The 24,307-nt window shown below is 53.3% G+C and carries 23 protein-coding genes and 1 pseudogene; 9 read left to right on the top strand and 15 right to left on the bottom strand.

All coding sequences use genetic code 11. The features are described from left to right. Position 1 precedes the first annotated feature (1 nt). The 5 genes from CSE01S_RS20150 to CSE01S_RS20130 form a co-directional block, all read right to left on the bottom strand. Positions 2-1,195 carry an MFS transporter gene (locus CSE01S_RS20150; RefSeq protein ID WP_042292351.1) on the bottom strand — a complete coding sequence of 398 codons (1,194 nt, stop codon included), beginning with the start codon at positions 1,193-1,195 and terminating at the stop codon, positions 2-4. 79 nt (positions 1,196-1,274) lie between these two features. Then, on the bottom strand, positions 1,275-2,072 hold the full coding sequence (locus tag CSE01S_RS20145; protein ID WP_233422716.1) for an SdiA-regulated domain-containing protein: 798 nt from the start codon (positions 2,070-2,072) through the stop codon (positions 1,275-1,277). 169 nt (positions 2,073-2,241) lie between these two features. Continuing rightward, positions 2,242-2,481 (bottom strand): DUF2164 domain-containing protein, encoded by a 240-nt coding sequence (locus CSE01S_RS20140; RefSeq protein ID WP_042292346.1) that lies wholly within the window; start codon positions 2,479-2,481, stop codon positions 2,242-2,244. A gap of 9 nt (positions 2,482-2,490) precedes the next feature. After that, positions 2,491-3,762, bottom strand: coding sequence for a DUF445 domain-containing protein (locus CSE01S_RS20135; RefSeq protein WP_042292344.1), 1,272 nt, complete (start codon positions 3,760-3,762; stop codon positions 2,491-2,493). A gap of 44 nt (positions 3,763-3,806) precedes the next feature. After that, positions 3,807-4,733, bottom strand: coding sequence for a LysR family transcriptional regulator (locus CSE01S_RS20130; protein WP_042292343.1), 927 nt, complete (start codon positions 4,731-4,733; stop codon positions 3,807-3,809). A gap of 227 nt (positions 4,734-4,960) precedes the next feature. On the opposite strand from CSE01S_RS20130, the gene CSE01S_RS20125 reads away from it, so the two are divergent. Both CSE01S_RS20125 and metC read left to right on the top strand, forming a co-directional pair. Beyond that, positions 4,961-6,193, top strand: a complete 1,233-nt coding sequence (locus CSE01S_RS20125; RefSeq protein ID WP_042292341.1) for a dicarboxylate/amino acid:cation symporter — start codon at positions 4,961-4,963, stop codon at positions 6,191-6,193. Between the two features lie 28 nt (positions 6,194-6,221). Then, positions 6,222-7,412, top strand: coding sequence for a cystathionine beta-lyase (metC, locus tag CSE01S_RS20120; protein ID WP_042292339.1), 1,191 nt, complete (start codon positions 6,222-6,224; stop codon positions 7,410-7,412). Between the two features lie 90 nt (positions 7,413-7,502). On the opposite strand, the gene mdtM is transcribed toward metC, so the two are convergent. The 3 genes from mdtM to CSE01S_RS20105 all read right to left on the bottom strand — a co-directional run bounded on the left by mdtM (position 7,503) and on the right by CSE01S_RS20105 (position 10,566). Beyond that, the gene (gene mdtM, locus CSE01S_RS20115) at positions 7,503-8,735 is read right to left on the bottom strand and encodes a multidrug efflux MFS transporter MdtM (RefSeq protein WP_167333870.1); all 1,233 of its coding nucleotides are present in this window, start codon (positions 8,733-8,735) and stop codon (positions 7,503-7,505) included. Between the two features lie 304 nt (positions 8,736-9,039). Then, positions 9,040-9,702, bottom strand: coding sequence for a LysE family translocator (locus CSE01S_RS20110; RefSeq protein WP_042292335.1), 663 nt, complete (start codon positions 9,700-9,702; stop codon positions 9,040-9,042). A 48-nt stretch (positions 9,703-9,750) separates the two neighbouring features. Then, positions 9,751-10,566 carry a helix-turn-helix transcriptional regulator gene (locus CSE01S_RS20105; RefSeq protein ID WP_042292333.1) on the bottom strand — a complete coding sequence of 272 codons (816 nt, stop codon included), beginning with the start codon at positions 10,564-10,566 and terminating at the stop codon, positions 9,751-9,753. A 228-nt stretch (positions 10,567-10,794) separates the two neighbouring features. Between CSE01S_RS20105 and CSE01S_RS20100 the strand changes: the two genes are divergently transcribed. Further along, on the top strand, positions 10,795-11,748 hold the full coding sequence (locus tag CSE01S_RS20100) for an Rpn family recombination-promoting nuclease/putative transposase (RefSeq protein ID WP_042292331.1): 954 nt from the start codon (positions 10,795-10,797) through the stop codon (positions 11,746-11,748). A gap of 38 nt (positions 11,749-11,786) precedes the next feature. Here CSE01S_RS20100 and CSE01S_RS20095 read toward each other — a convergent pair whose 3' ends face one another. Then, positions 11,787-13,199, bottom strand: coding sequence for an aminotransferase-like domain-containing protein (locus tag CSE01S_RS20095; RefSeq protein ID WP_042292329.1), 1,413 nt, complete (start codon positions 13,197-13,199; stop codon positions 11,787-11,789). A 175-nt stretch (positions 13,200-13,374) separates the two neighbouring features. On the opposite strand from CSE01S_RS20095, the gene CSE01S_RS22580 reads away from it, so the two are divergent. The 4 genes from CSE01S_RS22580 to CSE01S_RS20080 all read left to right on the top strand — a co-directional run bounded on the left by CSE01S_RS22580 (position 13,375) and on the right by CSE01S_RS20080 (position 16,286). Next, positions 13,375-13,536, top strand: coding sequence for a DUF1127 domain-containing protein (locus CSE01S_RS22580; protein WP_072015039.1), 162 nt, complete (start codon positions 13,375-13,377; stop codon positions 13,534-13,536). A gap of 146 nt (positions 13,537-13,682) precedes the next feature. Further along, a complete protein-coding gene (locus tag CSE01S_RS20090) occupies positions 13,683-14,147 on the top strand; it encodes a MarR family transcriptional regulator (protein WP_042292325.1) in 465 nt (154 codons plus the stop codon). A 2-nt stretch (positions 14,148-14,149) separates the two neighbouring features. Next, positions 14,150-15,217 (top strand): HlyD family secretion protein, encoded by a 1,068-nt coding sequence (locus tag CSE01S_RS20085; RefSeq protein WP_042292322.1) that lies wholly within the window; start codon positions 14,150-14,152, stop codon positions 15,215-15,217. Beyond that, positions 15,207-16,286, top strand: coding sequence for a DUF2955 domain-containing protein (locus tag CSE01S_RS20080; RefSeq protein ID WP_042292319.1), 1,080 nt, complete (start codon positions 15,207-15,209; stop codon positions 16,284-16,286). The genes CSE01S_RS20085 and CSE01S_RS20080 overlap by 11 nt, the downstream gene beginning before the upstream one ends. Positions 16,287-16,345: 59 nt before the next feature. Here the strand turns inward: CSE01S_RS20080 and CSE01S_RS20075 are convergent, their stop codons facing one another. The 3 genes and pseudogenes from CSE01S_RS20075 to CSE01S_RS20065 form a co-directional block, all read right to left on the bottom strand. Next, a complete protein-coding gene (locus CSE01S_RS20075) occupies positions 16,346-17,599 on the bottom strand; it encodes an HsdM family class I SAM-dependent methyltransferase (RefSeq protein ID WP_072015038.1) in 1,254 nt (417 codons plus the stop codon). Positions 17,600-17,603: 4 nt separating this feature from the next. Next, the gene (locus tag CSE01S_RS20070) at positions 17,604-18,179 is read right to left on the bottom strand and encodes a restriction endonuclease subunit S (protein WP_042292317.1); all 576 of its coding nucleotides are present in this window, start codon (positions 18,177-18,179) and stop codon (positions 17,604-17,606) included. A gap of 448 nt (positions 18,180-18,627) precedes the next feature. After that, positions 18,628-19,749 (bottom strand): annotated as a pseudogene (locus CSE01S_RS20065) (restriction endonuclease). Between the two features lie 278 nt (positions 19,750-20,027). On the opposite strand from CSE01S_RS20065, the gene CSE01S_RS20060 reads away from it, so the two are divergent. After that, the gene (locus CSE01S_RS20060) at positions 20,028-20,315 is read left to right on the top strand and encodes a BrnT family toxin (protein ID WP_042292314.1); all 288 of its coding nucleotides are present in this window, start codon (positions 20,028-20,030) and stop codon (positions 20,313-20,315) included. Then, positions 20,302-20,604, top strand: coding sequence for a BrnA antitoxin family protein (locus tag CSE01S_RS20055; RefSeq protein WP_042292311.1), 303 nt, complete (start codon positions 20,302-20,304; stop codon positions 20,602-20,604). Before CSE01S_RS20060 ends, CSE01S_RS20055 begins: the two co-directional genes overlap by 14 nt. Before the next feature lie 72 nt (positions 20,605-20,676). On the opposite strand, the gene yjiA is transcribed toward CSE01S_RS20055, so the two are convergent. The 3 genes from yjiA to btsT all read right to left on the bottom strand — a co-directional run bounded on the left by yjiA (position 20,677) and on the right by btsT (position 24,117). Beyond that, complete coding sequence (yjiA, locus tag CSE01S_RS20050) at positions 20,677-21,633, bottom strand: GTPase (RefSeq protein ID WP_042292309.1); 957 nt, start codon at positions 21,631-21,633, stop codon at positions 20,677-20,679. A 12-nt stretch (positions 21,634-21,645) separates the two neighbouring features. Then, positions 21,646-21,849, bottom strand: coding sequence for a YbdD/YjiX family protein (locus CSE01S_RS20045; protein WP_042292305.1), 204 nt, complete (start codon positions 21,847-21,849; stop codon positions 21,646-21,648). 117 nt (positions 21,850-21,966) lie between these two features. After that, positions 21,967-24,117, bottom strand: a complete 2,151-nt coding sequence (btsT, locus tag CSE01S_RS20040) for a pyruvate/proton symporter BtsT (RefSeq protein ID WP_042292303.1) — start codon at positions 24,115-24,117, stop codon at positions 21,967-21,969. Positions 24,118-24,307 lie beyond the last annotated feature (190 nt).

The raw sequence follows: 24,307 nt of genomic DNA, 5'->3' as shown, positions 1-24,307 counted from the left end.
ATTATTTTGCGCGGCAGCGTAATAAGCGCTTTTGTTGATAAAGCTGGGCGACACTGATTAATGCGGCAATCATTAGCGCCAGCGCGCCGCAGAGCGTTGCGCGGGTAATGGCCTCTGTTCCGCTGGCGAAAAAGGTGGTTAATAGCGGGCCGAGGATCTGCCCAATACCGTAAGTCAGCGTGACAAAGCCCAACAGATTGAGATTCCCGGGCACGCTCAGCTGACGGGCGAGGGTCATCACCAGCGAAGTGGTGCCCATAAAGGTCGCGCCAAAACCAATACTGCTGAGCACCAGCAACGTTGGCGAGCCGCTGGCGAGGGTGAGGAGCACACAGGCACCCTGAATCACTAGGTTTGCCGTCAGGCATTGCAGAACGCCCCAGCGTTTTGCGGCCCATAGCCAGCCGAAGCAGCCCGGCACAATCGAAAGGCCCACCAGCGTCCACAGGTGTACCGTTAAAAGCGGCGACCCCGCGTCTTTAGCCATCAACGGTAGATAGGTGGCAACAATAATGTAGCCGAACCCGGCAAGGCCATAGAGTATCGCCAGTAACCACCAGCGCATTGGCTGATGCTTTGCCTTAGCCAGTGGCGCGGGCGGTATCGCATGAGCGCGGGAAGGCAGCAGCAGCGCGAGCAAAACCACCAGCAGGCCGGAGAAGGCGGCGGCCCCTGTCCACAGGGTCTGCGAGGTAAGTGCCAGTTGAAGCCCGGCGATAACATACTCATTGCCCAGCGCGATGCCCACGCCGACCCCGGAAAACAGCGAGGCCACAACGAACGGATGACGGGTATGTTGCAGGATCAGCGTCGAGCCAAAAATCAGCATTCCGGCGCTGGCGACCCCGGCGAGAAAACGCGCCAGCATCACGCCGACCGGATGTGTCAGCGCCGCCATCGCCAGAATCAATATGCCGGTGGCGACGGCGGAGGTGAACAGCAGCGGGCGTAACCGTCCCGGCAGATGGAACAGACCAAAAGAGAACAGCAGGCTTCCCACCAGATAGCCCGCATAGTTGACGCTGGCGATCCACGACAGTTCGCTAAAACTAAAGCGTCCTTCAGCCAGCAGTACCGGCAGCATAGGCGTATACAAAAAGCGGCCTATGCCCATGCCGAGCGCTAAAACCATCATACCAAACAGAGCGGTGCTAAAAGAAAAACGGTCAGCGAGATGATGCGGTTGTTGGCTCATGCCGTACCCTGTGTGATGATTCGCGTGGTAAGAGTGAGAGTAACAAATTTTTAACAACCGGGTAAGGCATAATGTGAATTTAGTGTGCAGGCTCTGGCGTAAAGCGGTAAAACAGATTCGGTTCGCTGACGATAAAGATCGTGCCCTGGTTGTCCATCGCAATCCCTTCCGCCTGCTGGAGAGTCTTTGCCAGCCCGTGGTGGCCCCCGGTCAACGACAGGGAGCCAATCACGTCGCCGTCCCGCGTCACCTCTTTTAGCGTTCGTGACTCATGAGAAAGGATCAACAAGGTATTATTTTGTGAATTAAACTCTGCGCCGGAAATGTCTTTTACCGCCAGATTGCGCTGCAGCGCGAGATCCCGGCTAATCGAGAGCTCATCGTTACGCAGTAATCCCCGAACCGTGTAAATCTCAATCGGTTTACGCTCCTTAAAGAACCAGAAGGTACGATCGTTTTGTGACCAGGCCAGTCCTTCAAAACCGCGGTTGGTCGGCGTGTCATGCACAGCGAACTGCACTTTTTTGACGATTTTCACCTCTGAGCGCTCATTTACGGTGATCACGTAAATGGTGTAGTTTTTCTCATCGCTCACCACGAAGGTGTCGTCGCCGACGTATTCGATCGTTTCCATATCTTGCACAAAATCGAGCGGGATGGTGCGCAGTAAGTCACCTTCTTTGGTCAGCTCAACAAGGGTGGCGGGTCTGTTCAGGGTGCTGAACAGGGTGTCGCTTTTTTCCGACCAGGTGAGCGAAGAGATGTTGTTTTTAATGCCAGCAATTTCTTTGCCATCAATCGTGGCGCGATAGTGCTGTAGAGAAGAGTCCGGACGTTCGGCATCGGCCATCGCCCCGGTAAGGAGCATGAAGCCCATTGCGGCGATAACCCCAGCAAACACGACAAACCCGGCCACGGGGCGTTTTAACAGCCAGACAATCCTTTTCATAAGCGATCTTTCCCTGAACGGCGAACAGACGTCTAGTATTAGGCAAAGATCTTAACGACTTCTTAACCGTCAAACGGATCGCTTTGAGACGGCATCGCTAGAGGATCTTTTTCAGATCCATCTCCTCCTGAATCCGTTCATTCCACGCAAGGTGAGTGCGGATCGCCTCTTCAATGCCGGCGTTGTAGAAGGCGGGGCCCAATTTATCGATAATAAAATCGATAAAAAACTCAGCGTCGAACTGCTCCAGGTGGAGATCGAACTGATCGCGGCAGTAGCGCTCCAGCTCGTCGCGCAAGCGCTCGCGCTCCGCTGCGGAAAGAGTGAGATCAGCCATAGTATTTCCTTAAAAGCCCATCAGGGCCGGGGCGTGGGATAACAGATAAAGCACCAGCCCAATGGTACCACCGACCAGGGTGCCGTTGACGCGGATAAACTGCAAATCTTTGCCGATATTCAGTTCAATCTGCCGCGACATATCGCGCGGGTCCCAGCTTTTTACCGTGTCGCTGATGTGGCGGGTCAGAAAGCTGGCGAACTCTGGGGCAACCCGATGCGCAGCCTGTTCCAGATGGCCATTAAGCGACGCGCGCAGCGCATCGTCGGCAATCAGCGTTTCGCCAAACCACTGGCCAGCATTGGCGATCCGCTGTTTGACGCGCGAATCGTCGGCGTTGATATCGTTTTTCAGCCACTGGCGCAGATCCGCCCACAGCTCGCCCAGATAGCGGTTAAAGGCTTCATCTTCCTTCAGGTACTCTTTAATGCTTTCGGCGCGATCCGCCATTTCCGGATCGTTTTTCAGCTTATCGATAAGTTTGAATGTGGCGCGATCGAAAGCATGGCGGATCTGGTGAGCGCGATCCTGGCTGATGTCATCCAGTAGTGAATTCACCGCGTCAGAAACCAGTTCGGCGCTGTGCTCGCCGAGCCATTCGGTCGGCAGAATTTTCGCTTTCAGCGGATGCTCGGTTTCCAGCCAGCGCACGATCTGCTGGGCGATAAACCGGCGTGAGCTGTCGCGTTGCAGCAGGGCGATAAGCTGGGCGATCAGCGTGTCGAGCAGCACCTGGTGACGATCGTTTTTGGTCATGCTTTCCAGCATCAGGGCGCTGGTACCGGAGAGATCCACCTTGTCGATGGCTTTATGTACCGCGCGTTTCAGCAGGCGCTGAATGCGGGCGTCGTCGGTCAGTTCCAGAAAACCGCTCATGATCTGCAATAAATGCAGGCCGACCCGCTGGGCATTGTCCGGCTGGCTAAACCAGTTGCCGATCAACAGCGCCGGTTCGTGGCGGCGGATCAACGCCACCAGCGACTGAGTATCGAGGAATTTTTCCTGGACGAACTGGCCGAGATTCTCGCCAATGCGATCTTTATTGCGTGGGATGATCGCCGTATGGCGCGAGATAAATGGCAGCGGCACGCGGCGAAACAGCGCCACGACCGCGAACCAGTCCGCCAGCGCGCCGACCATCGCCGCTTCGGCAATGGCCTTGATTCCGCTAACCCAGAAACCGGGAGGCAGAAAAAGCGTGACCACAAAAGTGCTGGCGGCGATCAGCAGCAACGAGAGCGCCAGCAGTTTGGCGCGTTTAAGTTCAGCGATTTTATTCATACGCTTAAGGATAGAGGCAGACAGTGGGATTGTGCAACGCGTACTCAGCCCGGGATCCAGTTGTCCCAGGCCGGAAGAGCGCCGAGTTCCGCCACCAGAAAATCGATAAACGATCGTACCTTTGGGTTACTGTATTTGCTGGGGAAATAAAGTGCGTACAGGGTGTGCGTTTCGCAGGCGATCGTACCGTCGAGCATCAGCGGGGTGATCTCTTCTTTCTGGATATGATCGCCAATCAGGTAGGTGGGCAGATACGCCACGCCCTGATCCTCCAGCACCGATTTCAGCAGCACCAGACTGCTGTTGGCCTGAATCGGCATATGCAGTTTGAGTTGATGCAGCCGATCCTGCTCGTCGGCGACCTTTACGGTTGGCGTCAGGCCGGGGTAAACCAGACAGTCATGATCCACCAGATCGGCGCGCCGCAGCGGCATCCCTTTTTTGGCGAGATAGCCCGGTGAGGCGCACCAGGCCCAGCGGATCGGCACCAGCTTGCGCATCGCATAGTTTTGCGGCGGTGCGGTGGAGATGCGCAGCGCAATATCAAAGTCAGTATCGTTCAGGTTGATAAAATTATCGTTGAGATCGATATACAGATTCACGTTGGGAAACTGGGTGCGGTATTTATCCACCAGATTGACCAGCCGGGAATAACCAAAGGCAATAGAGCAGGTAATGCGTAATTCCCCCTGAGGATTGTGATAATAGCCAGAGGTGGTATTCAACGTTTCATCAAATTCTTTCAGTAATTTATTGGCGCGATTAAATAAATAGTGTCCAGCGTCGGTCAGCGTAATACTGCGGGTGGTACGCTTAATTAAGGTCGTTCCTAATGTATCTTCCATTGCCGCCAGACTTTTACTTACCGCCGACGGCGAAACGTTAAGCTGCGCCGCCGCTTCAGATAAGCCGCCACAGTCGACAATCCGGACAAAAAACTCTAAATGCTTGAGTGAAATGGGCGCGCTCATTGTTTCCTTTTATTCACAAGTGATTTGCAAAAACGGTACGAATATGCCGTTACATTCCTTTCTGAAACATGCAACTATTGAATCACAGGAAACAACGTGCTGACAAAATGAAAAAATAACAACTTAAGTGAGTCAGGTCACAAAATAATAAGGAGGAAAAATCGGAACCCCATCAAATTGTGAATTTACTCTCATTTTATATTCTATTTTAATGAAAGGTGCCTCGTATGTGGTCACGACTCGAACCCTATAAATCGTCAATTATCTTATTACTCGCACTGGTGGCCGGCGGCGTATTCGGTATTTATGCCCCCGCGGTTGCCAGTCAACTTCAGCCGATAGGTCAGATTTTCCTGAACCTGCTGTTTATGATTATTGTTCCGCTGGTTGGCATTAGCGTGATGTCTTCTATTGCCAGCATGACCGACCTGAAGCGTCTGGGGCGCATTATGGCGGTTATTTTTATCGTCTCTATTGCGATGGCGTTTATACCCGCGGCAGGGATCGTCGCTCTGGCGCTGTGGTACAACCCGGCGCAGGGCGTCACTATCGATCTGTCTCAGTCCGTGCAGGCGGGCAGCGGCAAGATGGATTTTGTCAGTATGATCACCACCAATGATTTTATCGGCCTGTTTTCCAAGTCGAATATTCTGGCGTTGATCGTCATGGCGATCGTTGCCGGGATCGCTATCGGTCAGTCGGAGCAGGCCGGTAAGCGCATCGCGTCGCTGCTGGAAGACGCCAACACGGTGATCATGAAGATCGTGTCGATCATTATGAAGGTCGCGCCGGTCGGGCTTGGCTGCTACTTCGCGGCGACGATGGCCAGCCAGGACGCCGACTTGCTGCTGACCTTCGCCCGGGCAATTGGCCTGTTTATGGTCGCCACCCTGGTGTATTACGTCTTTGGCTCAATACTCTATTCGTACATCGGCGGGGGCGTTCCGGCGGTAAAAGCCTTCTGGCGCCACGCCATTGAGCCTTCCGTGACCGCGCTGGGCACCTGTTCCTCGCTGGGCACGTTACCGGTGACCCTGCGCGCGGGCAAGGCGATGGGCATTAATCCGGAAATTGTTGATGTCTCCGTGCCGCTGTTGGTCAACCTGAACAAGGGCGGCGTGGCGATGATTGCGGCGCTGAAGATTGTCTTTATCTATTCAGTACTGGGGATGGAATTTACCACCGAGACCTTCTTTTTGACCATGCTGATTGCCGTGCTGTCGGCGATTATCGTTGGCGGCGTGCCGGGTGGGGCGTTTCTCGGCGAGATCTTTATCGTCACCACGCTGGGACTGCCGATGGAGGCAATTCCGATGCTGGTGGTGCTTGGTACCATTACCGATGCTCCGGCAACGCTGATTAACGTCATTCACGATTTAAACGCGACGCAGATTGTTGAGCGCTTCGCGGGAAAGAAACAGGCCAGTGTCGGGATTAACCCTGGCACGGCGACGGTATAAGTTTGCGTACGGATGAAGGATAAAAAATATGAAAGATTCAATGAAGCTTGAAACGCAGTTAATCATCGCCGGACGCGATAAGCGCTATACCCAGGGAGCGGTGAACCCGGTGATCCAGCGGGCCTCCTCTCTGGTGTTTGATACCGTCAAAGACAAAAAATTCGCCACTGCCAATCGCGCCAACGGCGAGCTGTTTTACGGACGTCGCGGCACGTATACTCACTTCGCCTTTCAGAAGGCGATGAGCGAACTGGAGGGCGGCGTCGGCTGCGCGCTCTATCCGTGCGGCGCGGCGGCGGTGACCAATGCGATCCTCGCCTTTGTACAGGGGGGCGATCATCTGTTGATGACCGGCGCGGCGTATGAGCCGACCCAGGATTTCTGCAATAAGATCCTCAGTAAATTCAATGTCGAAACCACCTATTACGATCCTATGATCGGCGCGGGAATTGCCGAACTGATCCGGCCGGAAACCAAAGTGGTGTTTCTTGAATCACCCAGTTCGATCACCATGGAAGTGCAGGATGTTCCGGGGATGGTAAAAGCGATCCGCGCGGTGAACCCGGAGATCGTCATTATGATCGACAACACCTGGGCGGCTGGCGTGTTGTTTAAGGCGCTGGACTATGGTGTGGACATTTCGATTCAGGCAGGAACCAAGTACACCATCGGTCATTCAGACGGTATGCTGGGTACGGCGGTGTCCAACGCCCGCTGCTGGGAGCGCCTGCGTGAGAATTCGTATCTGATGGGGCAGACGCTGGATGCAGATACCGCTTATAACGGCAGCCGCGGCCTGCGTACGCTGTCGGTCCGCCTGAAGCAGCATCAGGAGAGCAGTATTGAGATTGCCCGCTGGCTGTCGGCGCGACCGGAAGTGGCGCGCGTGAACCATCCGGCGTTGGCGGAATGCCCGGGGCACGAGTACTTTGTGCGTGACTTTAGCGGCAGCTCCGGCCTGTTCTCCTTTGTGCTAAAAAAACGCCTGTCGGACACGCAACTGGCCGCGTTCCTTGATAACTTTTCGCTGTTCCATATGGCCTACTCCTGGGGCGGCTTTGAATCGCTGATTCTGGCGAATCAGCCGGAGGAACTAAACAGCATCCGTCTGGCAGGGGACGTGGACTTCAGCGGAACGCTGGTGCGGGTGCATATCGGGCTGGAAGACGTGGGCGATTTGATTGCCGATCTCGACGCCGGATTTGCGCGCATCGCGTAAAGTGATTCCCTTGCCGGATGGCGCTGACGCTTAACCCACCTGCGAACCCTGTCGGTTGGTTAAGGGGCCTTCACCGCCATCCGGCTTGCTTTATTTCTCAAGCGCCAGCTCGGTTTCGCCATGCTGGCGCACGCGATGGAGCAAACCTCGTAGCGTGAACACGACCACCACGCCTGCCGCTACCGCCAGCAGGTGAAAAGGGATTCGCCCGCCGTTAAACCACAACCAGCGGCCAACCTCGACGGAGACGGCCATCACCAGCAGAATCACCATATTCAGCGACGCCGAGACCGTGCCCTTGGGCAGATTGTTGGTAAACAACGTAAAGCGGAACAGCGTCGGGAAGATCATTCCTATACCAAACGCGTACAGGCTGGTGCCCATCACCGACCACAGCCAGACGTGCGGCCAGAGCAGGTTTCCGGCAATCAACACCGCGAGTCCGCTAAGCTGGATAGGCACCGCGCGCCAGATAAAGCGGGGATCGGTGGGATCGTTAACAAAGCGCGCGACGATGGCGTTGGCGACGATCACTGCGCCGAACACCGGCACCTGCGCCCAGGCAAACTGCGAGGTGGTCATGCCGCCAGCGTCGATCAGGATCACCGGCGAAACGGCGACCCAGCTCATCATCGGGATATAGCTGAGCGACAGCGTCGCGGCGCCCGCGAGGAACACACGATTGCGGAACACATCGCGGAAGTCGCGCAGCACGCTGACCGCGCTGAACGGCACCGCGCCGCGCTTGACCGTTTCCGGCATGGTCAGCAACAGGCCAATAAATGCAAGAAAGCCCATCACGCCGATAATACCAAACAGCGCTTTCCAGTGGACAAAGTGCATCAGCGCCGCGCCGGAAAGCGGGCCGATAATAGGCGCCACAAGAACGATAGAGGTGATAATCGCCATCAATTTAATGCCTTTCGTCTGGCCGAAGGCTTCCTGAACCGTGACGTAGCCGACCGTCGCGATAAAGCAAATGCTGGTGCCCTGTACCACGCGCGCGATCAGAAACTGCGTCATGGTGGTGGTGAACAGCGTGGCGGTACAGGCGAGGGCGAAGATCAGCGCGCCGGTAATCAGCACCGGCCTGCGGCCAATGCGATCCGAAAGCGGCCCCAGCAACCATTGCAACACCATACCGCCGGTCAGATAAAGGCTGACCGCCGCGGGCGCAAGGCTGACGTCGGCGTTAAAATCGCGCACGACGTTGATGATGCCAGGCTGAATCAAATCCGTCGACAGATAAGCGGCAAAGTCATACACGATCAGCGCCATCGGAAAAAACAGCGACGTGGCGTGTCGTGAGAAAAAGTGAGAAATCCGTGACATCGTAAACGCACTCCATGTGGAACAACCCATAGCGGGAACAACGAAATTCAATACCGTCACAGGGACGTCAGGCAGAGAACGGGCGCAAACAGACTGCGGATGGACTGAATTTCATGTAATCAAAAGCGCTGTCCGCGCATAAACACAGACAGGAAAACACCACTGACTCACGTCAGAAAGTGTGTCGATTACAGATGACATTCAGCACATCACACCTCGGGAAAAGTAAGTTGAGTGGAAAATATACACATTAAGTGTAATTAAAATTTGACGGTAATCAAAAGAGTTTTGCGGGTTAATTCGGCGTAGCGACAATCAGCGGCCAGATAAACCGTCCGACAATCCCCACGCCAAAAACGCACAAAATGGCGCCAGCGGCCCGCTCAATCCACAGTAACCCGTGGGTGAAGCGCTGCTGGACGGCTGGCAGAGCGATAACCGTGACGATCAGTATATCCCATGCCAGCACCACGCTGGTCATCCAGATGCCGCTTACCGTTTGCTGCACCAGCGTCACCCCGGGGCCAAGCAACGCTGTCATTAGCGCCAGGTAAAACAGCGCGTTCTTTGGGTTGAGCAAAGAGGAGCCCAGCCCCAGCAGCAACTGTTGGTGAAAACCCGGGCAAGCGTTTTCAGCGCCGGAACCGGACAACGCCTGCGGACGGCTTCGCAGCAGCAGGGTGCCAATCCACAGAAGATACACTACGCCGAGCAGCTCAATGACGGTAAACAGGAGCGGCAGCTGGCGCAGGATCCCCCAGCCGACAATCGCCAGCAGGATGTACAGGCCATTGCCTGCGGCAATCCCGACACACAGCCCGGCGCTACCCCGCAATGGGTAGCGGACCGCATAGCCGACCAGTAAAAAGAAGTCGGGTCCCGGACTCAGCAGCGCCACAAAATGTGCCAACGCCAGCGCGGGGAATGCAGACGGAAAGAGAACAGAGAAGCGTTCCATAGTGACCTCAGACAGTAAACCGGAGATCACCCTACCTTTTGTCCGGCGCTAATTATTGTCTGATATTGATCGCCCCGACGCATACTGACGTGGCGTGGCGGCGGTATAGCTGACAAAGGTGCGATGAAAATGACTCTGATCGGCGAATCCGCTCTGGTAACTGACGTCGGCAATCGTCTCCCCGGCGCGTAACCGCGCGCGGGCGTAACCGATGCGCGCGATGTTCAGGTAACTGCCCGGCGTCAGGCCGATATCCTGTTTAAAGGTGCGGATCAGCGTCTCTTTACGCATCTGGCACTCATGGGCTAACTCATCCAGCGACGGTGGAGAAAGCAAATCGCTTTGCAGGCGTGTCAGTAAATAGCGACTGCTGGCGCGTGGAGTATCTGTCGTGCCAATGTGCAAGGGGAGCTGGCGCAGCAGACGCTGGGCGGCGCTCGCTACCGCCGCCGTCTGTCGGCGCGCCATGAACGTAACCAGCGTAAGGTAATCGGCAAACAGCGACGGGCTGCGAATGACCGGCGCGGGGGCGACAAGGCGCGCGCTGGCGGTCACGCCAACGAATTGCGCACGGCACCAGTCTGCGTCCAGATAGAGCATATGATAGCTGCGACACTGTCCGTCTACCGGGTTGCAGCTGTGTGGCGCATCCGGCGGGATCACAATCAGATCGCCTGCCTGCAGGCGGTACTCTACACCGTGACTGACGCAACGGGTTTCTCCTTCCAGGATCGCGCCAACCGACAGTTGCGGGTGGTAATGGCGCTTGTAGGCCTGATGGCTGCGTCTGGTACTTCGCAATTCCAGCCACGGCAGTTGTTCGTCACGCCAGAATGATTGTGAAATATTTCGGGTGCGGTTCACGGTCAGCCTCTCCTGTTGATAATGATGAGTTATACCACAGGCCGGACGGCGGAAACGTCGTAATCGCCGACGTTGTGTGGTTTTTGCGTAGCGCATTCCGCGAACATGTTGCTGTTACATCTGGGGGGCTTTTTCTCTGGAGGCGTTTCGCAGAGAAGGAAAGTGGCGCATGAAACGGGGGAGGCGGCACGGTAACGTGGCGGTAAATTTTTTAGGTGACGGACCGCCATGAGCAAAACAAACACATCCACCCCGCATGACGCCGTGTTTAAGACCTTTCTGCGCCATCCGGATACCGCCCGTGATTTTCTGGATATTCATCTTCCGGCTTCGCTGCGATCGCTGTGCGATTTGCAGACGCTGAAGCTGGAGCCGACCAGTTTTATTGAAGACAATCTGCGGGCGTATTATTCAGATGTGCTGTGGTCGGTACAAACCGATGAAGGCGAGGGGTATATCTATGTGGTTATCGAGCATCAAAGCACGCCTGATGCACATATGGCATTCAGGCTGATGCGCTACGCCATCGCGGCGATGCAACAGCATTTAGACGCCGGACATAAGCGGCTGCCGCTGGTGGTGCCGATGCTGTTTTATCACGGCGTGGAAAGCCCTTATCCCTTTTCTCTGAACTGGCTGGATGACTTTGCCGATCCTGCGCTGGCGCGTGAACTGTATAGCGCCGCGTTCCCTCTGGTGGATATCACGGTGATCCCGGACGATGAAATTATGCAGCATCGGCGGATGGCGTTACTGGAGTTGGTCCAAAAGCATATTCGCAGACGCGATCTGTTGGGGCTGGTAGAACAACTGGCATCGCTACTCGTTACCGGTTGCGCTAATGACAGACAGTTGAAAGCGCTGTTTAATTATTTACAAAGACAGCACGGTTATACGCCACGGTTCAGCGTCTTTCTGGAAGAGATGGCGCAGCGGGTGCCTCAACACAAGGAGCGATTAATGACGGTTGCAGAAAGATTTCGTAATGCGATTCTCAGAAAAGGGATCCGCCAGGGCATGGAGCAGGGTAAACAGGAAGGCAAACAGGAAGGGCTGGCCGAAGGTCAGCGCGCAGCAGCCCGGCGTATTGCCGCAATGATGCTCGCGGAGGGGATTGAACCTCCAACGGTGCAGCGTCTGACCGGGCTCTCTGCGGAAGAGATACAAAACGTGGCGCATTGAGGGGCGCCCGACTGGCAACGCGTAGCGGGTGGCAGAAGCTAGTCCATCGCCACCTTAATCGCCTCGCCAAGCTTTTGCATCACTTCCCGGTGTTTCTCGTCCGGTGGTAGCGCGCAATTGATGCGCACGCAGTTGCGGTATTTACCTGATGCCGAAAACAGGGAGCCGGGCGCAACCTGGATTCTCAGTCGACAGAGTTGTTTCGCCACGCAGACCATATCGACCTGTTCTGGTAATTCAACCCACAGTAAAAAACCGCCTTTTGGCCGCGTGATGCAGATGCCGCCGGGAAAATATTCCCGTGCCCAGCAGGTGTAGACTTCCATGTTGCGTTGGTAAATCTGGCGCATTCGCCGGAGGTGACGGTGATAGTGACCCTCCCGGACAAACGCGGCCGCCGCCAGTTGGGTGACCGGGACGTTGGAGCCGATAACGGCGTACTTCATATGCAGCAGCTTGTCATGGTAACGGCCAGGCGCCACCCAACCGACGCGCAGGCCCGGCGCGACCGATTTGGTAAACGAGCTGCACAGAATCACCCGTCCGTCGATATCCCAGGCGTGAATGGTTTTCGGGCGAGGGTACTCCGAGGCCAGTTCGCCGTAAACATCGTCTTCGAAAATAACGATATCGTGACGCTGGGCGAGCGCCAGTACCGCTTTCTTACGCGCATCCGGCATGATAAACCCAAGCGGATTATTGCAGTTTGGCACCAGTATGACCCCTTTGACCGGCCATTGTTCCAGCGCCAGTTCCAGCGCTTCGATACTGATCCCCGTATCCGGATCGGTAGGAATTTCAATTACTTTGATGCCTAAACCGCGCAGAAGCTGCATGGTGCCGTAGTAGGCGGGCGATTCCACGGCGACAATATCCCCCGGCTGACACACCGCCAGCAGCGCCAGCGACATGCTGCTCTGGCTGCCGCTGGTTATGACAATATCTTCGGCGGTGACCACGGAACCGCCGTCGAGCATCAGTCGCGCGATTTGCTGACGCAGTTCGCGACAGCCGGATAGCTCATCATAGCCCAGCACCGCGCTCAGATTGTGCTGCGCGACGCGGCTTAACTCGCGCCACAGCGGCTTCAGGCTTGGCTGGCTGATGTCCGGGATGCCGCTACTAAAGGGAATGATAGACGCATCGTGATGCCCTTCCAGCATATCCTGCACCTGATCCCACTGGGTGATCTCCACCGGACGCTGTACCGGTCGAGACATCGGAGGGACCGGCGGCTGCGCTTTGCGCGGCGCGACAAAATAGCCTGACCGCGGCTGTGGCGTAATGAGCTGCTGAGATTCCAGGCGCTGATACGCCTGTTGCACAGTGCTGATACTCACGCCATGTTGCTGGCTCAGGCTGCGCACTGACGGCAATTTTTCTCCATGACGATATAAACCCTGCTCAATACGTTCAGCCAGCAGATTGGCCAGATGTTGATAACGCGTCATGCTGTATCCCTTATAAATGCCATACAGATTTCAAAACCAGTACAGACAGGTGCATTTTTTGCAGTACAGACGTATTTTTAGTCAATCTGTATGTTAATGAAAAGTGTTTTTTGAATCTGTAATGAATAATCGCCCCCCGCCAGAATAAAGCCTCAGGTTAATGCGGAGGTGGAGAATGGAATTTTACGAGAACAGGACAAAACGGCCATTTGCGGGATTTATGCTGATCTGGCGGGCGTATAAAGCGTGGCGCTTACGGGTTTACTCGCGACGCATTTTGCAACAGATGAATGATGAACGGCTCAAAGATATTGGCTTACGGCGGGATGAGCTCTAAAAGCCCGTAAAATCAATAAGGGCGACGCGCACAGCGTCGTTCTAAATACATTCATAATATTTATCAATTCATGCGAATACCCGGCCTGTTTCTTGATACTTATCCTGATAAGTATTATTTTCCCCTCAGCTAAGAGGGGAAGTGCTATGACCGAAGACGAACTGTTTGCCCGCCGTCCGATGGGCATGCGCATGGCGATGGTGGTGCGTCAGTGGCGCGCCATTATTGATACCGCCATCACCGACACCGGCCTGACGCAGTCAAGCTGGACGGTATTGATGCAATTGCATCAACTGGGCGATAACGTCTCGGTAAGCGAGCTGGCTGAAATGCAGGGTATTGAACTGCCGCCGCTCATGCGCACGCTCGCGCAGCTGGAAAAACGGGGTTATCTGATACGTTCCATATCGCCCTGGGACAAGCGTATTCGCCTGCTCACCCTGACGGACAACGGTCGCGCGGTTCTGCGTGAACTCAACAGGGTGATCGAGACGTATCAGCAGCGCGTGACCTGCACCATCCCGGAAGCGGAACTTGCCCTTTTCAGCGCCACACTTAATCAAATCGCCTGCAATCTGCGGACAATCCGCGAAGAAGATAATCAACGCTAAAAATGATGACGCCAGAACAAAAATTTGCCCGTTGGGTAAGGGTGAGTATTGCCGCTTTCCTGGTGATATTCGCCTGGTTTATTGTTGCCGATATCTGGATCCCACTGACGCCGGACGCCACCGTAATGCGCGTGGTCACGCCGGTTTCTTCCCGGGTATCCGGTTACGTCTCCCACGTTTACGTACACAACAACAGCCAGGTGAAAAAAGGCGATCTGCTGTATGAGCTCGACCCGACACCGTTTATTAATAAAGTTGAGGCTGCGCAGATCGCTCTGGAACAGGCGAAACTGAGCAATCAGCAACTGGATGCGCAGATCGCCGCTGCGCGCGCCAGCCTGCGCACCGCGCAATACACCGCCCACAACGACAGACTTACGCTTAATCGCTACCAGAAGCTGAGCGCGATGCAGAACGTCTCTCAGGCGGATCTCGACAAAGCCCGCACCGCCTGGCAAACCAGCGAACAGTCGGTATCGGCATTGACAGCCAATATTCAGAACCTGCTGATCCAGCGTGGCGAACGCGACGACAGTCTTAACGTCACGCTTCAAAAATACCGTAACGCGCTTGACGAGGCGAAGCTGAACCTGGGCTGGACGAAGGTCAAAGCCGAGACCGACGGCACGGTGAGTAATCTGCAGCTAAACCCCGGCCTGTATGCCACTGCCGCCACGCCGCTGCTGGCGCTGGTCAGCAACCAGACCGATATCGTGGCCGACTTTCGCGAGAAGAGCCTGCGCCATACTCAGACCAGCACCGATGCCGCCGTGGTCTTTGACGCACTGCCGGGCAACGTGTTTCCCGCTCACGTCACCAGCAGCGATGCCGGGATCCTGGCGGGGCAGGAGGATGTGAATGGCCAACTGTCGCAGCCGGAGCAGTCCACACGCTGGGTACGTGATGCCCAGCGGATGCGCATCCATGTGGCGCTGGACAAGCCGCTGGAAAAACCGTTACCGACCGGGGCGCGCGCCACAGTGCAACTGTATAACAGTGAAGGGCCGTTTGCCCGCACCTTCGCCGGGGCGCAGATCCACCTCGTAAGCTGGCTGCACTATGTTTATTAGCTCTCTGGCCTCGATAAATACGCTGGCACAGGTGTTTACGCCGCACGGGAAGATTGTTTACACGGCCAACGATTTTCGCCAGACCGTACGCATCGCCGTCGCCGGAACGGTTGCCCTCAGTGTTTCCACATTTTACAACGTTCAGTACGGCGTGTTTTTTGTGGTCTATCCGCTGATGCTGATGTCGCTGGTGCCGGTGTTTAACCGTCACGTGGCGACGCAGTTTGTGTTCAGCGCAGCGGTGAACTGCGTCGAAATGGTACTGATTGTCGGTTATCTTTCGCAATGGCCGCTTATTATGACGCTGGTGGTATTGGCTCTGTACGTGATGCGCTTTCGCTTTATGAGCAAGGGGCCACTGTTTCTGCTTGGCTCAATGGGGGTGGTTTGCCAGAGTACAATGCTTAACTTTATGAGCTATCCCACCACGAACTGGCATACGCTGATGTTTTCCAATATGGAAGCCTGCGTGATGGCCGTGGCGCTGAGCGCGCTGCTGCACTATCTGATTCCCGATGTGGAACCGCGACAGCCGCCGCCGCGTATTGACAAAGACGCTGCCCGGGTTCGTCATGAGTCGCTGCTTTCCGGCAGTGTGGCGACGATGATCTTTGTGGTTTTCCAGATTTGCGATCTCAGTGACTCCCTGTCGGCGCTGATGGCGGGCATTTTGATTCTCTTTCCCATGCACTATCGTGGCGCGGTGATCAGTTCTATCTGGCGCGTGGTGGGCGTCGTGTTGGCCTGCCTGTACATTCTGGTGGTGCAGCTGATTATTTATGACTTCAGCAACCACATGCTGCTCATGATGCCGTTAATTGGGCTCGGCCTGGCTTTCAGCGCCCGCCTGCATGTGATGGAAAAGGTCGGCGCGGGAGTGGGCTTCGCCAGTATCACCACCATCGGCATTATGTTCGGTCAGAACCTGCACCCGGACAGCGACCTGGTATTCAGCGATCTGTACCGCATCACCTCGGTCACCGTGGCGCTGATGGTAACGCTGACGATGGTGTTTTTGGTACACCGGGTACTGAACTGCTTTGCGGCAACGCGGTTTGTGGTGGAGTGATTCGGGCTTACATGGGAAGGCGCCGGATGATAGCGTAAACGCTTTCTCCGGCCTGTGGATTATTTCATTAGCTTGGTTAGTTTGCTTTGAAATACGTGCTGTAACGAAAGTAACCTTTCTTCAAGTGCTTTTTGCTTATTTATAAGAAGCGCCAGGCTTTGTTCTTTCACTTCGTGTCTGAAATATAATGAAGCAGATAAATTATAATTATTGTCAGCAATTTCTTTTCTGGATATATATCTTGATATCGAAGTTGCTTTTCGAGAGATAAATAATTTTGAAACTTCTTGATTGTCAAAGTTGGTTTTATCTCTGATATCTAGGATGAAAATATCGCTATTTTCACTTTTTTTGCTTAAAAATAAAATATTTGTTGCAACGGCTGTATTCTTAAAAACTCCTTTTGGTAAATAAATAATTGCTGTAATGTGATTGTTGTCTATGATTTTTTTACGAATGTCGTGTTCTTTGCCACTTCTAAAAAGTACACCGTCGGGTAAGATTATAGCCGCTTGCCCATTATCTTTTAATTTATAGATGCAGTATTGTAAAAAAGCAAAGTCAGCATATGATGCTGGTGGTTCTCCATAAATACAAAATTTATTTTTAGTAGTGGAAGGCATTCTTAAAGAGAAAGGGGGATTGGAAAGAATGAAATCAAATTTTCTCTCCGAGGTGTTCTCTGCATCAAAATATGTAGAGGTGATATTTGATGGAGATATTTCGTTCACAAGGGCCTTCATTTTAGAGATTTTTAATCTGTCAATACTTTTTTCTGATCCTGATATATCTTTAAGAGTTTTAATCGCTTCTGAAATAAACTCACCAGAGCCGCAAGCAGGATCTAAAAAAGATCCATCTTGTTTTTCCTGAATGATGTGAGTCATTAATTCTGTTATTTCTTTTGGAGTGTAATGTTTTTCTTTCTGGGGATGATATGTTTCAAATATATATGAAAATATATCCAATGTATAATTTATGGATAAGGTGTTAATATGTTTGTTGCAAAAATCAAAAATTCTATAAATGTAGTTTCTGATCTCTTTGTTTAAGGAAGGGGCGTAGAATGTGACATTGGAAAATATAAAATCAAACTCTTCCTTATTTAATTCTATCCAACCCTTGGTATTTGACTTTGATTGTTCATAAAGCGAAAAAATATTTGTGCAAGTATTGTTAGTTAGTTGCTTGAGGGAACCATTAAGTAAATAACAGAGAACTGTCATTTCAATGTTAAACATGATTTGAGTGTGTTTATCAAGGTTATTGCAATCGATTGCTTGCAGCAGCCTTACAAATTCTTGTTCTTGCATCGCTTTACCTACGATTCATTAGTGTATTAATTGCTGTGTGGCATAGGATAGTGCCGTTCTCGATTAAATTTTTTAACGTCTCTCTTTGCTCATCCCATATTCTACGAAGGGTAATAACTTCATCTTGAATATCCAATGATGGTGTGGGAATCTCAAGTTTTAACAGGTTTTTTAAGCTAAGATTGACTACCAGTCCCCCCCCCTGTAATGCAGAGATCTGCTCAGCACCCTTAGGGGAATTCAAAAAATAGTATAAAAATTCAGGTTGTATTATAGTAGTATTGATTCTTATAACAGCTATTTGGTTGGTTGTTGTAGCCGATATGTTATATGGGTTACAGAGCAACATTGCTGGTATTCTTTCCCCTCTTAGTGGTAAAAGAATATCATTGGTTTGAAGACTTATTTTTAATTTCTCCTCTGGAATATCAGCAAAAGGGAGACTTGAAAAATTGTCAAAAACACCTTCTCTTATATCTTTGATCTGCAGCAAATGAATGTTACCTTTTACGGCTTCGGCCCTGGTTCGAAACGTATGACCGCCGGTAACCTCTGCAATTTCTGAAAGTCGTTTTATCATCATTTTTTCTCATATTTAAAGTCAACCGAAAGGTTGACCCCAACAGCGGTTGCAGTGCTATCTTTTTTGTTCGTACTAAGTGACTGAACATTAACACTAAGCAGTACATTAGATGATACAGTCATCAGAAAAAAGCACAGAATGCCAGTAGTCCCTTTCTTTCTTTTCATGACACTCCCCTTAATGTGAACTAAAAATCATACAGAACATTATGTGCAGTAAGGTAGCGTACTGTTGTTGGCGTTGTCATGCTGTTTGTCTCTTTTTTTGCTGATTTGCGGAAAAGTTGCGTTTTCAGAGTCTGAGTTAGCCAGAGTAAAAGGAAGGATGACCAGGCGTACATGATTGGCCGTCTGGTTGTGATTTCAAATGAAGGTTGCTTTGCTGTTTTCCACTATGATGAACTCGCCCTGAAAAAATCAGGCGGTTCTAGTAACGGCAAAAAGGTTTAATTCGCCCTTAACTGCAGCTCCAGCTCATCAAACAGCTGTAAGTCCACGTCCAACAGCTCCACGGCGTTGCTACGTCTTATGCCGACGTTGTTTTCAATCAGAAGCTCCAGCAGGCGATCGCCATCAATTAGTGTAATCGGTGCGGCGCCCGGAAACAGCGCGGCTTCCGCACATTTGGCGGCAAACTTGCTGGTGGTGAGCAGCGTGCCGCGAATGGCTTTGTGGTAGGGAAGTGCGCCGCGGAGCTGGTCGATACAGGGTCGTGTGATGGTATTTTGCATCCGCTTCACCTGCACCACTTCGGTAATGGTGGAGATGCCGACCTGTACTTTTCCGACCACGTCCATACCCTTATCGCCTGAGGCTTTGGTCACTTCCACCTATTCATAACCCATCGCTTCCAGCAGTTGGCCGATCAGATGCTCAAACTTGTACGGATTCCTGGTGGCGAGTTGCTCGCATAAAACCCCTTTCTGCTGTTCGTTATAGCGCTTCACCGCATCAAGCTGCTCCTTGCGCGGGTCGCTGTTGCGTGCAGGAAGCGATTTGCCGAGCCAGTGGCGACCACTGTCGGTAATGCGATAGCTCATTCTCTCGCGGGCGACCAGATTGCGATCGATAAGATTATACAAACGCGAGTACAGCGTGCTCCTGGCCGAACGATCGGAAGCAAATCTGGAATGCTGATGTAAAAATGCCTGCCATTCGGTGAGCAGATCCGCGCGACGGGACATGTCACGTCCTGCCAGTAACTCCAGCAGTTGCAACAGGCCTTCCAGATCGTCTAACCAACGTAGCGTCTCTTCGTCGTCCAGTAAAAACCGTTCGCCGCGAACGGTCGGGAACCAGACGTCGTTCTCCGTACTTTTCATCAGTTCAAATAACGGATAGTTCAGGAACAGGTAATAGCCGTAGCTGTGGCGGGGGTTAAGTATATGGTTGCCCGTTTCCCAGATTCGGCGCGCGATTTCGGCATCTTCGCCAGTCAGACGGTCATGGATCCAGTTATCCGGCTCGGACCAGTCCACGGGCTTTTGCGGCGTAGCGGTTTGCTCGAAGATGGCGTTAATCATATTACGTATTGATTTCAGGGAATAGCCTGTAACCGCCTTCATCATCGCTTTTACTTGGGCATAAGTTGGAAAAAGCGGGGTAATCACTTTGTAATTCTTTACGTTGATCCCTTAACGACTACATTAGCAATAGCTTGCCATAAAATTGATAAAACACCATGGAATTAATCACTTAACAGAAAGGTGAGAGTAATTTTCGCGTTACGGTAACTTGGGCCCATTTTTCCGTATTAAAGAAAATTGTGAAGCTATTTCCAACAGTGTCGTTATAATTGTGAGATGATTGTCTATACTTTTTTGTATATACAATAAAGGGAAATGACATGCCGATGGAGTTTGAATGGGATACAAACAAGGCAAAGAGTAACCTGAGTAAACATGGCGTTCGCTTTGAGGATGCCGTTCTGGTATTCGATGACCCCCGGCATCTGTCGCGTCAGGATCGTTATGAGAATGGAGAATATCGCTGGCAGACTATCGGTCTTGTTCATAGCATCGTAGTCATTTTGGTTGCTCATAGCGTTCGGTTAGAAAGTGGCATTGAGGTTATTTGTATTATCAGCGCCCGTAAGGCAGACAGGAAAGAGAGGTATCATTATGAGCATGGTTAAACACAAGCGCGGTAACGCACCCGCGATCGGTGCTCAGCATGAGGCGGAACTTAATGCGCTGGCGAAAAAAACTGATGATGACATTGATTACAGCGACATTCCTCCCGCAGGGAATGAGCCGTGGTCTGAGGCGGTGCGTGGAAAGTTTTTTCGTCCATTAAAAACACAGGCTTCCGTGCGTATTGATGCTGACGTTATGGAGTGGTTGAAACGGCCGGGAAAAGGTTACCAGACACGCCTTAATGCTATTTTGCGTGAAGCTATGTTGCGAGAGCAAAACAAGAAATAGCCTGCGTAAGCACGCTGGTCGGCGCCGGATAATAGCGTAAACGCTTTCTCCGGCCTGTCGGGCAGGGAGATATTACTTCTCCAGCCCCGCAAATGCGGCTCTGATTTCGTCTTCCGGCAATTGAATACCAATAAACACAAGCTGGCTGTGGGGTGTTTCGTCGCCCCACGGGCGATCCCAGTCGGCGCTGTACAGACGCTGTACGCCCTGGAACAGCAGGCGGTTGGGTTCGCCTTTAATCCATAACATGCCTTTGTAGCGCAGCAGTTTGTCGGCGGATTCCAGCAGCAGGTTTTCCATCACGCGCGAAACGTCGCCAATATCTACCGGGTAATCCAGTTCCACCACAATGGAAGAAATATCATTCTGCTTATCGGCAATAAAATGGAAGCGTGGTGTCGCGCTGACCACGTTCTCTTCCAGCATAAAGCCGTTAGTATCGAACAGGAGAGAGAGGTCAATATCGCCATGCGTCACGGTATATACCGGGGCGCGGGCGTTGATGCGCGCCAGCCGCTCGCGCAGTTTTTCACTCCCGCCCGCCACGTCGGTTTTGGTCAGCAGGATACGATCGGCGTAACCGACCTGGGACTGGGCGATGGTGAACTGATTCATCTGCTCGTCGGCGTGAACCGCATCGACCAGCGCAATAACGCCGTCCAGCAGATAACGCTGGCAAATGACCTCATGGGAGAAAAAGGTCTGAATGATCGGACCGGGGTCGGCCATGCCGGTGCACTCAATCACCAGCCGGTCAAAGCTGATGTTGCCTTTATCAAGATTATCAAGCAGGTCCAACAGCGCATCCTCCAGCTCGTTGGAGCGGGTGCAGCAAATACAGCCGTTAGTCAGGGTTTTTATCTGCGTGGCGCGATCGCCAATGAGTTGGTCGTCGACGGAGACTTCGCCGAACTCGTTTTCGATAACAGCGATTTTATAGCCGTGCTGTTCGTTGAGGATATGGCGCAGCAGGGTGGTTTTACCCGCGCCAAGAAATCCGGTGAGTAGGGTGACTGCAATCGGGGTCATTCACTTCTCCTTCTAACAGCAGCGCATGCCGCCTTTACCGTCGCCGCCGTAGCGTGCTTGCTGGCGCTCGCGGAAGAACTCTTCGTAGCTCATGTACGGCTGATCGGGATGATTGGTCTGCATATGCTCGACGTAGTTGTCGTAGTCTGGAATGCCAATCAACATCTTCGCCGCCTGGCCGAGGTACTTTTTTGCCTGCCCTAAGTTACCAAACATTGTCTTATACCTGTAATGAATTAAGCCGGATGGCGGCTAACGCCTTATCCGGCCTACTTTACTGCGGCGCTCATCATACGTAGACCGGGTAAGCGCAGCGCCACCCGGTCTCGGTTTTTAATGATGTGAAGATGTCTTCACGCCGCCTTCCGGAACCGGAACGTACGGGGTTTCTTTATCGGTACGTTTGTCCACGTTGCGCACTTTCAGCCAGGTTTTAAAACCGTAGAAAATAATGCTGTACACCACCACCAGGAACAGAATGCTCAGGCCTGCGTTGGTGTAGTTGTTCACAACAATGTGGTTCATGTTGGCGATCTGCTGAGCGGTCAGCTCGCCGCCGTTGGCAATCTTCTCTTTGTACTGGTTAGCCATGTAGAAGAAGCCTTCCATCTGCGGGTTGTCACTGAACAGTTTCAGACCCAGCGCCCAGGTGGTGCAGATCAGCAGCCAGACCGCAGGGATCACGGTGACCCAGATGTATTTGGTGCGTTGCATTTTGATCAGCACCACGGTGCCGAGAACCAGCGCCACGGCAGCCAGCATCTGGTTAGAGATACCGAACAGCGGCCAAAGGCTCTTCACGCCGCCCAGCGGATCGACCACACCCTGGTACAGCAGGTAGCCCCACAGACCCACGCAGCCCGCGGTGCCGATAATGCCGGCGACCAGAGAGTCAGTTTTCTTCAGGAACGGCACGAAGTTGCCCAGCAGATCCTGCAGCATGAAGCGGCCAGAACGGGTACCGGCGTCCAGCGCGGTCAGGATGAACAGCGCTTCAAACAGAATACCGAAGTGGTACCAGAAGCCCATATCCGCCATAGGCAGCACCTTGTGGAAGACATGCGCGATACCTACCGCCAGCGTCGGTGCGCCGCCAGCACGGTTCAGCACGGACGGTTCACCGATGTCTTTCGCGGTTTGCAGGATCTGCTCTGGCGAAATCACGAAGCCCCAGGAGCTGACGGTGGCCGCCGCGTGTGCGGTGACGTCTTTCAGTTGCGCCATAATCAGCGGCGCGTTTTCGCCACCCATTTCATGCAGGTTCGGCATGGTGATGCCCAGGCCCGCAGGCGGGGTGTTCATCGCAAAATAGAGACCCGGTTCGATGATGGATGCCGCAACCAGCGCCATGATCGCTACGAAGGATTCCATCAGCATTGCGCCATAACCAATGAAACGCGCGTCGGTTTCACAGGCCAGCAGTTTCGGTGTGGTACCGGACGAGATCAGCGCGTGGAAGCCAGAGACCGCACCGCAGGCAATGGTAATGAACAGGAACGGGAACAGCGCGCCTTTCCACAGCGGGCCGGTGCCGTCGATGTACTGAGTCATCGCAGGCATTTTCAGTTCCGGGTTCAGGATAACGATACCCAGCGCCAGACCGACGATAACGCCGATTTTCAGGAAGGTCGCCAGATAGTCGCGCGGCGCGAGGATCAGCCAGACCGGCAGCAGTGCGGAAACAAACGCGTAGCCGATCAGCGCAAAGGTAATGGTGGTGTCTTTAAAGGTCAGCGCCGGGCCCCAGTACGGGTCGTGCGCGATCACGCCGCCGAAATAGATCGAGGCGACCAGCAGAACGATACCAATCACGGAGACTTCACCCACGCGACCGGGGCGAATAAAGCGCATGTAAATGCCCATAAACAGCGCGATCGGCACCGTTGAGCAGACGGTGAAGACGCCCCACGGGCTTTCCGCCAGCGCTTTGACCACGATCAGCGCCAGGACGGCGAGGATGATGATCATGATTAAGAAGCAACCAAAGAGGGCGATGGTCCCCGGCACGGTGCCCATCTCTTCTTTGATCATCTCGCCAAGCGACGCGCCGTTACGGCGTGAAGAAATAAACAGTACCATGAAGTCCTGCACCGCCCCGGCCAGCACCACGCCCGCCAGCAGCCACAGCGTACCCGGCAGGTAGCCCATCTGCGCCGCCAGAACCGGCCCAACCAGTGGACCCGCGCCAGCGATAGCGGCAAAGTGGTGACCAAACAGCACGTAGCGGTTGGTCGGAACATAGTTCAGGCCATCGTTATTGATGACCGCAGGCGTTGAACGTGTAGGGTCAAGCTTCATCACCTTTTGGGCGATGTACAGGCTGTAGTAGCGGTAAGCCACCAGATATACCGACACGGAAGCGACCACGATCCACAGGGCGCTGACGTGTTCACCCCGACGTAAGGCCACTACCGAGAGGCAGAAGGCCCCGATGATCCCGAGGATCACCCAGGGTATGTGCTTGAATATCTTTTTAGTATCCATAGTAAAACCTGGTTTTCTAAGATGAATAATTGGCCGAAGCCGTTGGGTTTGCGTTGCGTTTGAGGAGAAAAAATGACGACTAAGGTGGAGCGATCTTGCCAGAGGTACGCGCGCGTAAAGTAAGGTAAATGGATAAGCGGTCAAATGTTGAGTTAAGCGGTCAGAAGTGTCAGTAAGCGGTAAAGACGAC

The organism is Citrobacter sedlakii NBRC 105722 (assembly GCF_000759835.1).
Taxonomy (GTDB): domain Bacteria; phylum Pseudomonadota; class Gammaproteobacteria; order Enterobacterales; family Enterobacteriaceae; genus Citrobacter_A; species Citrobacter_A sedlakii.
Note: the sequence above shows the minus strand (reverse complement) of the source record. Positions and strands in the feature narration are given on the sequence as shown.